The sequence below is a fragment of the Burkholderia sp. 22PA0099 genome, from assembly GCF_047497165.1.
In the GTDB taxonomy this organism is placed as follows: domain Bacteria; phylum Pseudomonadota; class Gammaproteobacteria; order Burkholderiales; family Burkholderiaceae; genus Burkholderia.
Window position 1 is genome coordinate 3,060,342 of the sequence record NZ_CP163164.1, and the last position, 13,222, is coordinate 3,073,563.

The 13,222-nt window shown below is 64.8% G+C and carries 14 protein-coding genes; 2 read left to right on the forward strand and 12 right to left on the reverse strand.

The features are described 5' to 3' along the window. Positions 1-23 precede the first annotated feature (23 nt). The 10 genes from AB4851_RS13485 to AB4851_RS13530 all read right to left on the reverse strand — a co-directional run bounded on the left by AB4851_RS13485 (position 24) and on the right by AB4851_RS13530 (position 8,584). Entirely contained in the window at positions 24-902 is an 879-nt protein-coding gene (locus tag AB4851_RS13485; protein WP_414447620.1) for an ABC transporter ATP-binding protein, read from the reverse strand. Continuing rightward, positions 899-1,963, reverse strand: a complete 1,065-nt coding sequence (locus AB4851_RS13490; protein ID WP_414447621.1) for an ABC transporter substrate-binding protein — start codon at positions 1,961-1,963, stop codon at positions 899-901. The genes AB4851_RS13485 and AB4851_RS13490 overlap by 4 nt, the downstream gene beginning before the upstream one ends. Positions 1,964-1,973: 10 nt before the next feature. Next, a complete protein-coding gene (locus tag AB4851_RS13495; protein WP_414447622.1) occupies positions 1,974-2,966 on the reverse strand; it encodes a FecCD family ABC transporter permease in 993 nt (330 codons plus the stop codon). After that, on the reverse strand, positions 2,963-3,988 hold the full coding sequence (locus AB4851_RS13500; protein WP_414447623.1) for a FecCD family ABC transporter permease: 1,026 nt from the start codon (positions 3,986-3,988) through the stop codon (positions 2,963-2,965). Before AB4851_RS13500 ends, AB4851_RS13495 begins: the two co-directional genes overlap by 4 nt. A 245-nt stretch (positions 3,989-4,233) precedes the next feature. Then, positions 4,234-4,650, reverse strand: coding sequence for a RidA family protein (locus tag AB4851_RS13505; protein WP_414447624.1), 417 nt, complete (start codon positions 4,648-4,650; stop codon positions 4,234-4,236). Positions 4,651-4,652: 2 nt separating this feature from the next. Then, the gene (locus AB4851_RS13510) at positions 4,653-5,399 is read right to left on the reverse strand and encodes an amino acid ABC transporter ATP-binding protein (RefSeq protein ID WP_414447625.1); all 747 of its coding nucleotides are present in this window, start codon (positions 5,397-5,399) and stop codon (positions 4,653-4,655) included. After that, positions 5,396-6,355, reverse strand: coding sequence for an agmatinase (locus AB4851_RS13515; protein ID WP_414439157.1), 960 nt, complete (start codon positions 6,353-6,355; stop codon positions 5,396-5,398). The genes AB4851_RS13510 and AB4851_RS13515 overlap by 4 nt, the downstream gene beginning before the upstream one ends. Before the next feature lie 33 nt (positions 6,356-6,388). Next, on the reverse strand, positions 6,389-7,051 hold the full coding sequence (locus AB4851_RS13520) for an amino acid ABC transporter permease (protein ID WP_414447626.1): 663 nt from the start codon (positions 7,049-7,051) through the stop codon (positions 6,389-6,391). Further along, positions 7,041-7,721: an amino acid ABC transporter permease gene (locus tag AB4851_RS13525; protein WP_414447627.1), complete on the reverse strand. Its 681-nt coding sequence runs from the start codon at positions 7,719-7,721 to the stop codon at positions 7,041-7,043. Before AB4851_RS13525 ends, AB4851_RS13520 begins: the two co-directional genes overlap by 11 nt. 11 nt (positions 7,722-7,732) lie before the next feature. Then, positions 7,733-8,584: a transporter substrate-binding domain-containing protein gene (locus AB4851_RS13530; RefSeq protein WP_414447628.1), complete on the reverse strand. Its 852-nt coding sequence runs from the start codon at positions 8,582-8,584 to the stop codon at positions 7,733-7,735. A gap of 165 nt (positions 8,585-8,749) precedes the next feature. On the opposite strand from AB4851_RS13530, the gene AB4851_RS13535 reads away from it, so the two are divergent. Both AB4851_RS13535 and AB4851_RS13540 read left to right on the forward strand, forming a co-directional pair. Beyond that, positions 8,750-9,667: a LysR family transcriptional regulator gene (locus AB4851_RS13535; RefSeq protein ID WP_414449187.1), complete on the forward strand. Its 918-nt coding sequence runs from the start codon at positions 8,750-8,752 to the stop codon at positions 9,665-9,667. 244 nt (positions 9,668-9,911) lie between these two features. Beyond that, on the forward strand, positions 9,912-10,940 hold the full coding sequence (locus AB4851_RS13540) for a hypothetical protein (RefSeq protein ID WP_414447629.1): 1,029 nt from the start codon (positions 9,912-9,914) through the stop codon (positions 10,938-10,940). A gap of 172 nt (positions 10,941-11,112) precedes the next feature. Here the strand turns inward: AB4851_RS13540 and AB4851_RS13545 are convergent, their stop codons facing one another. Both AB4851_RS13545 and AB4851_RS13550 read right to left on the reverse strand, forming a co-directional pair. Next, the gene (locus AB4851_RS13545; protein WP_414447630.1) at positions 11,113-12,579 is read right to left on the reverse strand and encodes an ISNCY family transposase; all 1,467 of its coding nucleotides are present in this window, start codon (positions 12,577-12,579) and stop codon (positions 11,113-11,115) included. Positions 12,580-12,794: 215 nt separating this feature from the next. Further along, positions 12,795-13,199, reverse strand: coding sequence for a DUF305 domain-containing protein (locus tag AB4851_RS13550; RefSeq protein WP_414447631.1), 405 nt, complete (start codon positions 13,197-13,199; stop codon positions 12,795-12,797). Positions 13,200-13,222: the final 23 nt, after the last annotated feature.

Below are 13,222 nucleotides of genomic sequence, written 5' to 3' on the forward strand. Positions count from 1 at the left end.
CGCGCGACGGCGCCGGCCCGGATTCAGCGGCTGGCGGGCTGGCCGACGGTTGATGCGGCGCGGCGCTTGCCGGCCAGCAGCGGCAGCACCAGCGGCGTGCCCGTGACCGGATCGGCGATCACCTGCGTATCCAGCCCGAACGCCGCGCGGATCACCGCCGGCGTCACGATCTCGCACGGATCGCCACGCGCGACGAGGTGGCCGCCGCGCATCACGATCATGTCGTCCGCGTAACGGCACGCTTCGTTGAGGTCGTGCAGCACCGCGACGATCGTCGTGCCGTGCCGCGCATTCAACTGGTGGCACAGTTCGAGCACCTCGATGCGGTGCGCGAGATCGAGAAACGTGGTGGGCTCGTCGAGCAGCAGGATGTCGGTCTGCTGCGCCAGCGACATCGCGATCCACACACGCTGCCGCTGCCCGCCCGACAGCTCGGACACCCGACGATCGGCCAGCTCGGCCACGTCCGTGGCGGCCATCGCTTCGGCAATCGCGGCGCGATCCTCGGCCGATTGCCAGCCGAACGCCGATTGATGCGGATAGCGCCCGCGCCCGACCAGTTCGGCCACCGTCACGCCGTCCGGCGCCTGCGACGATTGCGGCAGGAAACCCACCCGCCGCGCGAACGGCTTCGACGCGTAATCGCGCACGTCGCGCCCGTCGAGCAACACGCTGCCCTGCGCCGGGCGCAGCAGGCGGCTCAAGGCCTTCAGCAAGGTGGATTTGCCGCAACCGTTCGGCCCGACGATCGCCGTGAAGCGGTGCGGTGCGATCGTCACGTCGAGGTTCTCGGCAATCGACGTGCCGCCCGGATAGCGCAGACTCAGGCCGTGCGCCTGGAGGCCGTCGTCGTTGGCGGCCGTCACGGGCGGGGCGAGTGCGTCGGTTTCGGCCGCGTTCACGGCGTGGCTCCGTCACCCGCCCCCGCGAGCGCGCGGTCGATGCGCGGCACGAGGTGGTCGAGCGAATAGTCGATGCTGGCCGGCGAGCCGGTGGCGAACGCCGCGCGCAGTTCGGCGTCGCGCCGGTTGTCGAGCAGCACCACGCGGTGCCGGCGGAACGCGTCGAGCGCCCGCACGGCCGGCTCGCCGACGATCGACGCGGCCGGGCGCGCGAACGCCACCAGCAGCACGAGGTCCGCGTCGATCGCGCCGGTGCGCTCGATCGGCAGGTCTGCGAAGTAATTGCGGGCCGGCAGGCGCTTGACGGCCGGCGACAGCGTCAGGCCGATATCCTCCAGCAACTGCGGCCGCACATCGCCTTCGACATAGGAGTGCCAACCGTTCTGCACGCCCCAGTTGATCGTGAACGTCTTGCCCGCGAACGCCGGATGCGCGGCCTTCACGGCCTGGATTTTCGCGGTGGTGGCGGCGATCAGTACCTTGCCCGCTTCGACCTTGCCGAGCGCCAGCGCGTCGATCATGACCTGGCGCTGCCACGGCAGGTTGTTGTTCGTCAGGCCGGGCGGCGAGGCTACCGTCGGCGCGATCCGCGACAGCAACTGGTAGTTCGCCTGCGAGCTGTTGTCGCGGCCGTTGACGTCGAGAATCAGGTCCGGGTGCAGCGCGGCGATCCGCCGGAAATCGAGGTCGCCGCGCGGCAGGATCACCGGCGCGGGGCCATGCACCAGTGATTGCGACCACGGGTTGACCTGGCCCGGCTTGAGGCCGAGCTGCTGCCAATCCTGGATCGCGACCGGCGTGACGCCGAGCGCGAGCACCACGTCCGCCTCGTTCCAGCCGAGCGCGACCACGCGCAACGGCTGGCGCGTGACGGCCGTCGTGCCCCATTGATGCGTGATCGTCACCGGAAACGCGGGCGCGGCGGCATCGGGGCCGGCAGCCGCGGCCAGGCCCGTGCCGGCGGCCAGCAAGGCGAGGCCGGCCGCGGCCGCGCGCGCCTGGCGCGCCAGGCGGCCGAGGCGCTGGCGGGCGCGAACAGGAAACGGTAAAGCGCAACGCATGACAATCCTTTCAGGAAGAGGGCGCGGCGGCGGATCGCGCGTCGGGCCGGAGCAACAGGACGAGGAGATAGAAGCCGCCGAGCGCGCCCGTCACGATGCCCACGGGCGGATGGACCGGCAGCGCGTTCGCGGCGATCGCGTCGCAGCCGGTGACCAGCACCGCGCCGACCAGCGCCGGCGGCAGCACGTTCGGCACACGTCCGCGCCCCATGCGGCGCGCGATATGCGGCGCCGCCAGCGCGACGAACGCGATCGGCCCCGTGATCGCCGTGGCGATCGCCACCAGCAGCACGCCGAGCACGATCCACGACGCGCGTTGCAGGCCCGGGCGCGCGCCGAGCGTCGTGACCACCGCGTCGTCGAATTCGATCAGGCCGAAGCTGCGCTGCCGCAGCAGGCAGATCGCAAGCAGTGCGACCAGCGCCGCCGCGAGGCCCGGCACGTCCTGCCAGGACGCCGTGTTGAGGCTGCCCGACAGCCAGGTCAGCACGACCTGCGTGTCCTGCACGTCGGTATTGATCAGCAGATAGCCGTTCACCGCCGACAGCAGCGCCGAAATCATGATGCCGGACAGCACCAGTTGACGCGGCGAGCCTTGCAGGCCGCCCGACAGGCCGTAGACCACCACCCCGGTCGCCAGCCCGCCCGTGACCGCCAGCAGCGCGGCCGAGGCCGGCGAACCGCCGTCGATCAGGAGCGCGACGATCGCGCCGGTGGCCGAGCCCGCGCCGAAGCCCAGCACGTCGGGGCTGGCGATCGGGTTGCGTGTGACCGTCTGGAAGATCGCGCCCGATGCGCCGAGCGCCGCGCCCACCAGCGCGCCCACCACGTAGCGCGGCAGGCCGAGCGTGAGCACCGCGAAGCGGTCCGGCGAGGCCGGGTTGGCCAGCGCGTCGAACACCGCGTGCGGCGCGAGGCCGAACGGGCCGAGGCAGAGCTGGGCCAGCAGCGTCGCGAGCAGGGCGGCCACGGCGGCGGCCAGCGCCATCGTCATGCGCGTCATGGCTTGAATCCTCGCCGCCGCACCATCGCGAAGAACAGCGGCACGCCGATCACCGCCGACATCGCGCCGGCCGGGATCTCGCTGCCGGGAATCAGCACGCGGCCGAGGATGTCGGCCGACAACAGCAACAGCGCGCCGATCAGGGCGCACATCGGCAAGGCCCAGCGCATGCCCACGCCGATCGTGACGCGCGCCAGATGCGGCGCCAGCAGGCCGACGAACACGATCGGGCCGGCCGCCGCCGTGGCCGCGCCGCACAGCATCGAGATCGTCGCGCCGCACGCGAGCAGCAGCCGGCCGCGATGAATGCCGAGCGCGCCGGCATGCTCGTCGCCCATCGCCACCACGTCGAGCGCGCGCGCCATCGCCAGGCTGACCAGCAGGCCCACAGCCACGCAGGCGGCCAGCACCGGCAGCATGGCCGCGTCGCGATCGGCCACCGAGCCCACCGCCCACTGGCGAAACTGTTCGAGGCTGTTCGGCTGGAGCAGCGTGACGCCTGCCGTGAGCGATTCGAGGCTCGCGCCGATCGCCGCGCCGATCAGCAGCAGCCGCACCGGGTCCGACGAGCGCGACAGGAAGCGGCCCGCGAACACCAGCGTCGCCACCACGCCCGCACCGGCGAACGCCAGGCCGAACTGTTCGAGCGGCGCGATCGCCCCCGCGCCGATGCCGAGCACCACGAACAATCCCGCCCCTGAATTGACGCCGAGGATGCCGGGGCCGGCCAGCGGATTGCGCGTGACCGTCTGCACGAGACAGCCCGACAGCCCGAGCGCCGCGCCCACGAGGATCGCGAGTGCGGTGCGGGGCAGGCGGTAATGGCGCAGGTAAAGGGCGGTATCGGCGCCCGGGCCGAGTGCGTGCGAGCCGACGGCGAGGCTGACAAGGGCGAGCAGGGCTAGAACGCCGAGCGACACGCCGAGCACGGCGAAGCGCCGCCCGGATGCGGGTTGACGCTGGCGGCCCGCATTGCCTTGGCTGCCGCTGCCGGCGGCCAGGGTCCATCTTGGGGATTTCAATTGACTGCCGTTGCACGAGACGGCGCGGCGGGACGGCGACGTCGATGAGTGGGAATGATTGCTGTTACGGCAGCTATGGTAGGCGGGGAGATGTTAACGAAACGTCAAGATGAGGCGCGGCGATCGATTCGTTGTCCGGCGAGGTTGGCCATGCTCATGACTTGGCGTTGCCCTCGCGAGTCCGGACACGGCGCCCCCTCGGGCTGCCGAATCCGTCGAGCCGAAACTCGCGAGGCAAGCGGGACTCACGCGTCCGGTTTCACCGCGATGACGTCGATTTCGACGAGCCATTCGGGACGCGCGAGCGCCTGCACGACAATGCCGGTCGACACCGGAAACACGCCTTTCAGCCAGCGGCCCATCACGTTGTAGACGGCTTCGCGATAACGCGGATCGATCAGGTAGACCGTGACCTTGCAGATGTCCTCGAGCTTGCTGCCGCATTCGTCCAGCAGCAACTTGACGTTCGACATCGCCTTCTCGGTTTGCGCGGCCACGTCGCCGATGCCGACCGATTCGCGGGTGTCGAGATCCTGGCCGATCTGGCCGCGCAGATACACCGTGTTGCCGGCAACGACCGCCTGGCACAGGTCGTTGTCCAGCTTCTGTTCGGGATAGGTTTCCCGAGTGTTGAATTGGCGGATGCGGGTATGCGTCGTCATGTTCAGTGATGAAGAATCTTGGAAAGAAAGCGTTGCGCGGCGGCGCTGGCGGCGCCCTGGAAGAACGCGTCGGTCGGGCTGTCTTCGATGATCGCGCCGTCTTCCATGAACACCACGCGATGCGCGACCCGTTTCGCGAAGCCCATTTCGTGCGTGACGACCATCATCGTCATCCCTTCGCGTGCGAGTTCGACCATCACGTCCAGCACCTCGTTGACCATCTCCGGGTCGAGCGCCGAGGTGGGTTCGTCGAACAGCATCGCCATCGGGTCCATCGACAACGCGCGTGCAATGGCCACGCGCTGCTGCTGTCCGCCCGACAACTGGCCCGGGTACTTGTGCGCATGCGCCGACAACCCCACGCGGTCGAGCAGTTCGCGTGCTTTCGCGCGGGCCGTGCCTTCGTCGCGACCGAGCACGATGCGCTGCGCGAGCGTGAGATTGCGCGTCAGGTCCAGATGCGGAAACAGTTCGAAGTGCTGAAACACCATGCCGACGCGGCTGCGCAGCTTCGGCAGGTTGGTCGACTTCGCGGCGAGCGAGGTGCCGTCGACCACGATATCGCCGCGCTGGAACGGCTCCAGCGCATTGACCGTCTTGATCAAGGTGGATTTGCCCGAGCCCGACGGCCCGCACACCACCACGATCTCGCCCTTGTTCACCTGCGTCGAGCACTGCTTGAGCACGTGATGGCTGCCGTACCACTTATCGATGCCGCGGATCTCGATGACGGCCTGGTTCGCACTCATTTGTCGAAATATCCCGCGCGGATCGACGCGCCGATCAGGTTGAGAATCAGACGGCCCGCCGTCACGCAGGAAATCAGGTTCGCGTGATCCTTCTCCGGCTGGATCTCGACGATGTCCATGCCGACCACGCGGCCTTTCTTCACCAGCCCGTGGATCAGCTTGCGCGCCTGCACGAAGGTCACGCCGCCCGGCGCCGGCCCGGCCACGGCCGGCATCACCGACGGATCGAGGCCGTCGGCGTCGATCGTCAGGTAGTAGTTGCCGCCGTCGGGAATCCGCGCGAGCACCGCGTCCATGCCGATGTCGTGCAGTTCGTAAGCGGTGACGAGTTCCGAGCCATACGCGCGCGCGGCGACCAGTTCCTCGGTGCGGCCGCTGCCTTGCGCGCGCAGGCCGATCTGGATGATGCGATCGACGTGCGCCATCTCCGAGGCGCGGCGGATCGGGCTCGACAGGCCTTCGCGAACGCCGTTGACGTCGTCGCGCCAGTCGAGGTGGGCATCGATATGCACGAGCGTGATCGGCCCCTTGGCGTCGAGCCCGCGCAGCACCGGCGTGGTGATGCCGTGGTCGCCGCCCAGCACGATCGGCATCGCGCCACCGGCCACGATGCGGCGCACCGCCGCTTCGGCGCGCGCGTAATGCTCGCCGGGTTGGGTCAGATCGGGAACGATGTCGCCGCAATCGACGAAGCGGATGTCGGTACGGCCTTGCAACAGCGGGCCGTCGATATCGAAGTCGTAATGATCGGGCTTGCGCACCACGCGGTCGGTCGCCTGACGAATCGCGGACGGTGCGTTGGTCTGGTCGTTGCTGAAATCGGACGGCGCGTAGGGCGCGCCATAAGGCATGCCGAGCACCGCGATATCGGCCTTCAGGTTGTCGATGTCGAGATCGAGTTCCGAATAGAGCAGGGTGGGGTGGCCGATACGCGGCGCAACGGTGTATTGGGTCATGCGAAACTCTCCAGAAAAATGGCCTGATCTGCGTCAGGCGTGGTGCGTGAGCCGCCCGATCGCCGTCTCCACACGCCGGCCGATGCCGGCCATCAGAACGCTGCAGATCCAGTAGATCAATGCCGTCGTGCCGAGCACTTCGACATAGGCAAAGGTGTTGGCGGTGAGCAGATTGCTCTGGTACGTCATCTCCGGCAGGCTCATCACCGAAAAGATGGCGGAGTCCTTGAACATCATGATCACGAGGCTCGTGGTGGGCGGCGTGATGTAGCCGAACAACTGCGGCGCGACCACGTGGCGCTGCGTCTGCCAGAACGTCATGCCGAGCGAGAGCGAAGCCTGCGTCTGGCCGCGCGGCACGCTGCGCAGCGCCGCGCGCAGGATTTCGCAGAAATAGCCGCCCGTGTAGAACGCCGTGCAGCCGATCGCGACGGTCATCGCCGAAGCGCCGATGCCGAGCTTCGGCAAACCGAAGAACGACAGGTACACGAGAATCAGGTAAGGAATGTTGCGCACCAGTTCGACATAGGCGAGCGCCACCGGCCTCAGCAACGTGCGCGATTGCGCCGCGTACGCCGCCACGATCCCCGCGACAACGCCGAGCGGGATGCCGATCACGCTGACCAGCGCGGTGATCCGAAGCCCGTCGAGCAGCACCGGCACCGCTTCGCGAACGATCGAGAAATCAATGGCCATGGGGCAGCATCCTTGCGACGCGGCGCTCGCACACTCGCGAGCCGGCCGAGATGCAGAACAGGATCAGGAAATAGACCACCGCGGTGATCGAGAAGACCTGCAACGGCAAGTCGGTTTGCAGCGTGGCGTTGCGTGCGACCGTGGCGAGTTCCGGCACCGCGATGATCGACATCAGCGACGACGCCTTCAACAGCAGCGTGAACTCGCTGGTGAGCGGCGGGATCGCGCGATAGATCATCTGCGGCAACAGCACGTGGCGCCACACCTGGGCGGGGCGCATCCCCATCGCGTAACCGGCCGCGCGCTGCCCCCACGAGATCGTGCCGAGCGAGCCGCGCAGGATTTCGACGATGTACGCGCTGGTATTGCAGGCCAGCGCGGCAATGCCGGCCGTGATCGGCGAGATCGAAATGTCGAGCACGGCCGGCACCATGTAGTACGCGATCAGCATGTGGATCAGCGCCGGCGTGCCGCGGATCAGGCTGACCCACAGCACCACCAGCGCGCGCAGCGGGCCGAACGGCGAGATCCGTGCGAGCAGCAGCACGATGCCGAGCGTGAGCCCGATGACGAACGCACACGCGGAGGCCGCCAAGGTGAGCGCCGTTCCCGACACCACGCCGTCGAGAAACGGCGCGATCACGCCGCCTTTGTCGAGCCAGTTCAGCATGATGGCGCGCGTCAGATCGCGCCGGCCGGCAGATAGTCGGCGTGCGGCGTGTCCATCGGGGCACCGAACCACTTCGTCTGCAACGCGGCGAGCTTGCCGTTGGCGCGGAATTCATCGAGCGAATCGTTGATGAACTTGCGGATCTCCAGATCGTTCGGATTCGCGACCCACGCGAGCAGTTTCGGCTGGCCGATCGTGCCGGCGATACGAAACACGTTCGGCTGCCGCTTCATTTGCACGGCGGCGATGTTCGACGGCATCAGCGCGACATCCACGGTCTTGTTCGCCAGCGCGTTCGACACGTCCGGATAGGCCTGGAACAGCTTGGTGCCCGCGTAGCCCTTGCCGGTCTTTTCCTTCAGTTCCTTCTCGAACTCGTCGGCGACCGGCTGCGACGACGAACCCATCTGCGTGCCGATCGTCTTGCCGCCGATGTCGAGATCGCGCTTGACCGACGCATCGTCGGCGCGCACCAGCAGCACCGAGCGAACCACGCCCACCGGTTCGCTGAATGCGAAACGCTTCGCGCGCTCCGGCGTGATCCCGACGCTGGTCGCGACGAAGTCGAACTTGTGCGACATCAGGCCCGGCAGCAGCCCCTGGAACGGCAGATTCATCTGCTCGAGCTTCACGCCGAGCTTGGCCGCCATCAGTTCCAGCACGTCGTGTCCGTAGCCGACGATCTGGCCGTTTTCGACGAATTCGAACGGCTCGTATGCGGCTTCCGTGCCGACCACCAGCTTGCCGCGTTTCTTGATATCGGCCAGCGTGCCGCCTTCGGCCAGCGCGAGCGTCGGCAGCGCGAGCGCCATGCCCGAGGCGAGGGTGGTTCTGATGAAGGATCGTCGGCTCAGTTGTTTCATTGCGTTCTCCGCGGAGTGGCGTGGGGTCGTGGTCGGGTCTTGTGGCCGGCGCATCGTGGACCTGCTGCTCCGCGCGATTTGCCTGACGACCCAATGTATTTCGCCATAAAGAGGGTGAAAAATGATTTTTTTGGCGGTATGGTTCCGAAAAATGAAACCTTTCGAATGCACGGTTTTCCGTCATTCGCCTCGCCCCCAGGAGCCGTTCAAGTGTCCCGACCCGATTTCACCGAACGTGACTTGCGCTCGCTGCGCATTTTCTGCGCGGTCACGCAGGCCAATGGTTTCGCGGCGGCGGAAAAGCAGTTGAACATGTCCAAGGCCTCGATCAGTCGCCATATCCGCGAAGTCGAGGAGACGCTCGGCGCCCGGCTTTGCGAGCGCGGCCCATCGGGATTCGTGCTGACGCACGCGGGGAAAGTCGCGCTCGATCTCGCGCGCGACGCGATCCGCTCGCTGGAACGGATTCGGCCGGAAATCGACGCGGTGCGCGGGGTGTTGTCCGGCACGCTGTCGATCGGCATGGTCGAGCACATCATCCGCGATGAAGGCTGTCATCTGCCCGAAGCGCTCGCCGCGCTGAAAGAGCAGGCGCCGGACGTGAGCGTCGAGTTGCAGGTGATGACGTTCAACGAACTCGACCTGGCGTTGCGGGAGCGTCGCGTACAGGTCGGCATTCGCGGGATGTACCGGCGCGAGGCCGGCCTCGATTACCTGCCGCTGTTCATCGAGCGGCAGGCGCTGTATGTCGCGCGTCGCAAGATGGCCGAAGCCGCGACGCTGCCGCTCGTCTATCGTGAGCAGCCGTTCGTACACGAAGCGCTCAACATGCTCGGGATGCAGCGTGGGCCGTCCGCGTCGGGGCTGGAAGCCGTTGCGATGCTGGTGTTGTCCGGGCAGTACGTGGGGCTGCTGCCGCAGTTTTACGCGGCATCGTTCGCGAAGCGGCACGCGCTCGCGAAAGTGCCGTCCGGGCCGGTTTATGAAAATACGATCAGCGCGATCATCGAGATTTCGCGGCCGAGAACACGTGCACTCGATCTGTTTCTCGATATTGCGCAACAGCTTCATCGGGTGGCGTGATCGCGAGGCGCGCAAAAATATTCTTCATTGAACTTATTAACGACACGGAAGCGCCTGCCGCAGTTTCAGCCACTCGGCCTTGGCAATTGACGGTGCAATTCAATTGAAATAAATCTATCGGTTCGGTAATCGGCCAGAGTAAGCTTGCGAGCCGGAGGCCGATTTTCAATCGGCAAGGCGTGCCGGCAAACGGGAAAGCTGGATTTCAAAATGAAGATCGGGCCACACATTAAGGAGATCCCCGATGCCTACCGCTGAACAATTGAACAAAGTGAAGGAAAACGTCGCGAACCTGATTGATTTCACCAATCATGTTCATCCCTTCTTTTCGGATAAGGTGAGCGAAGTCTATCTGAACCTGAAAGCGAACCAGGAAAGCGATCCGGGGCAGACATTCCTGTGTACGCTTTTTGATGCGGCGTTCTGGTCGATCGGCTCGTTGGAGTTTGCGGGCGCCGGGGTCTTTTCGTCGTTTCTCGGAAGCTTCTTTGGCGCTTATGTTGGCCCCAATCCGCCGCCGAACCTCGAAAAAACCTTCGCTGGCGTGGTAGAGCGGCTCGATGCCACGCTTTCGCAGGCGCTCGATGACCTGGCCGCCATCCATGAAAATCCGGCCGCCTATTGGGACAAGACGTATGCCAATCCGCTCAATCACAAGACGATCGCGATATCGAGCCTCGGCGACGCGTCGGCCAGCTTTCCGTCCCGATACACGCCGCTGTTCCAGCGTGTTACCGACACCACGGTGTTTCAGTTTCGTCAGGAATTGACCAAAGCCGTGTTGCCCACCGTCTATTACGTCTACTTTTCGGATTACTACAGTTCCTGGCAGTATCAGAACAAGGAAGCATTCTTCCGCGACGCCTCTGACTACATTGCCAAGTATCCGGCCTATTTCTTCAAATACCGCGAAACCTGGAAATTCCGCGGCGGCCAGAAGGCCGACGTGATCCAGTATTTCAATTTCAGTCTCGTGATGGAGGGCAGCATCACCACGGTCGCACCGGACGATCTGTGCCAGTGGTTGTTCGAGGACGACGGGTATGGTCACCAGACCAACGCCGACGGCGTCGCGAAACGCCGGGACGTGTTCTTTTCATGGGGGCTGCGCGAATACTTTCCGAGCGGCAAACCGTTCGGGCTGGATCAGGCGGTGGCGACGCTGTCGGTATCGGCGGCCGGCGGGAGCGAACGATCGGAGCTCGATGATTCGCATCTGCCGGATGGCGGGCCGAAACCGTTGCCGATTCCTTCGGCGAACCGAGCGGGTTGAGGCAGACGGCGTGCTGTGAACCGTGGCTGGGCGGTCTGTTTGGCTGTCCCGGCTGCGGCCGGCCGCGAATCGATCGAGGTTGAAGCGGACATTTCAACTTGGCGGAAACACGACATTTGAACTTAGGACTAACACACAATGTCTGCGCCAAGTTCAAATGTCGGGGTCTGCGCTAAATAGAAATGTCGGGTTTTACGGTACTTTTCCTCGTGTTTTTGGGCTGGGCGGCGTAGCCGCCCAGCCCCCGTTCTTGATGCTTTTTGCTGCTCACTTCGTGCACGGCCTGTGTGACATCCGCCAGCGTGATCGCCCGCTGTTTCTTCATACCCACCAGCGCTTTCTTCGCTCGAACTTCCTCGCCCATATGAGTGCGGGAAGGGGAGCCCGATGCGCGTCGATCGTCACGCATTTCCTGCACGGAACGCGCCACCGCAAGCGCATGTGAGAGCCGCTTGTTTTCGACCTCCGCACCCTGATCGATCTTCGTAATCCGGTCGTATTCCGTGTACGGCAATACAACACCATCAGCCTGAATCTCGATCGTGCCGTCGGGATATTCAACGACTTCCACGTACTGATGAATAAGCTTGCGATTGGGCACCGTATCCTGCAGTAAATACATCACCCGATCGTACTGGACGGTCAGCGCATTCGTGACCTTGCGTGGCACCCGATAGGCCAGAATCTGCCGCAGATCCTCGTCATCGCGCAGCGGCCGATGTGCGTTGTGATCGCTCTTCGGTGGCCTGCCGAAGCGCCGATTGAAATCAGCGATGAAGGAGGGCGCATACGCATTGGCCGCTTCGCGCGTGCTGATATTCCGCAACCTCAGCTCCTTGACGAGTCGGTCCTGCAACGTCAGGTTGGCCCGCTCGACACGCCCCTTGGCCTGACTCGTGTTCGCACAAAACGCTTCGATATTGAGTTGGTACAGGGCGCGGCCAAACTGCGTCACGCCTTTGCCAGCCGTACTGGCACGATCCTTTATATAGAACACGCTGAACTTGTCGCTGTAATACGCGACCGGTTTGCCGTGCGCTGCCAGGTGCTTGCCCAGCGCCTCGAAATAGCTGAACGTCGACTCGGTCGCCGTGAAATGCAGCGTCATCAGCCGGCCAGTCGCATCGTCGATGAATACCAACAACGTGCAGGCTGGCGCACGTTCCTCGAACCACCGGTGATCGCTGCCGTCAATCTGGATCAGTTCGCCCAGACACGCACGACGATTGCGGGGCTGGTAGACCTTGGCAGGTCGATCCTTACGCGGAATCCATAGACCCGCAGCCCTCATCAGCGCGCGAACCGTCTCGACCGCCAGACCGATGCCGTGACATTCCCGAAGCTTCTCGCAGGCCAGCGTCGGCCCGAAATCCGCGTAGCGTTCGCGAATAATGGCCAGCGAACGTCGCGCCAGCCCATCGGCCAACTGATGGTTGCCCGGTCGCCCACGCTTGCCCGAAACCAGTCCGGCAACGCCCGCGGCCTGATAGCGCTGCACGAGGCGTTCCACCTGACGAACGCTCAACGCGAGCCGATCCGCCGCCTGACTAGGTTTCAGACGCCGCTCGCAAACGGCCTGTACCACCTTCAACCGGTCCAGCTCGGTCATCGACATGGTGATCGTCCCAGTTGCGTTCATGGCCAGCGCTCCTCAAGCAATGCTGGCCGCCAGCCTGAACCCGCAAACACGACATTTCAATTTAGCGGAAACACGACATTTGAACTTAGGACTAACAGATTTAACTTCGTTAATTTACCTTATGTCAAATAACGAATTCACCACGAACCCCTCACCACCCAGCGCCGCCAACCGCTCTCACGATCCAGCGGCGCCTCCAACAATCTTCCTCAGCCTCACATCCCCGAATGGTGCTTCACCTGCCACCGTTTCATCAAAGCGATCTCATCCTTCTGCGCCTTGACGATTCGCCCAGCCAGCGCACGCATCTGCGGGTCCTTCCCATACTTCAGCTCGACCTGCGCCTGATCGACCGCCCCTTGATGATGCGGGATCATGTGCGCCACAAAATCCGCGTCCGGGTCCCCCGTATAACCGGGCGCGCTCATGTTGCTCATCATCGATTTCGCGTTGCGTTCGAACGCCTGGGTTGCCGGCGATGCGTCGGCCTTGGCATCGCCCGGCATCGCCATCTTCATCGAATTCGAATCGGCCTGCTGCGCGTAGACGCCGCCCGGCGCGCCGATCAATGCGATTCCTGCGGCAATCGACACAACGGCGGCAATGGAACGGATTTTCATAGGAATGCTCCCGAATGACTGAC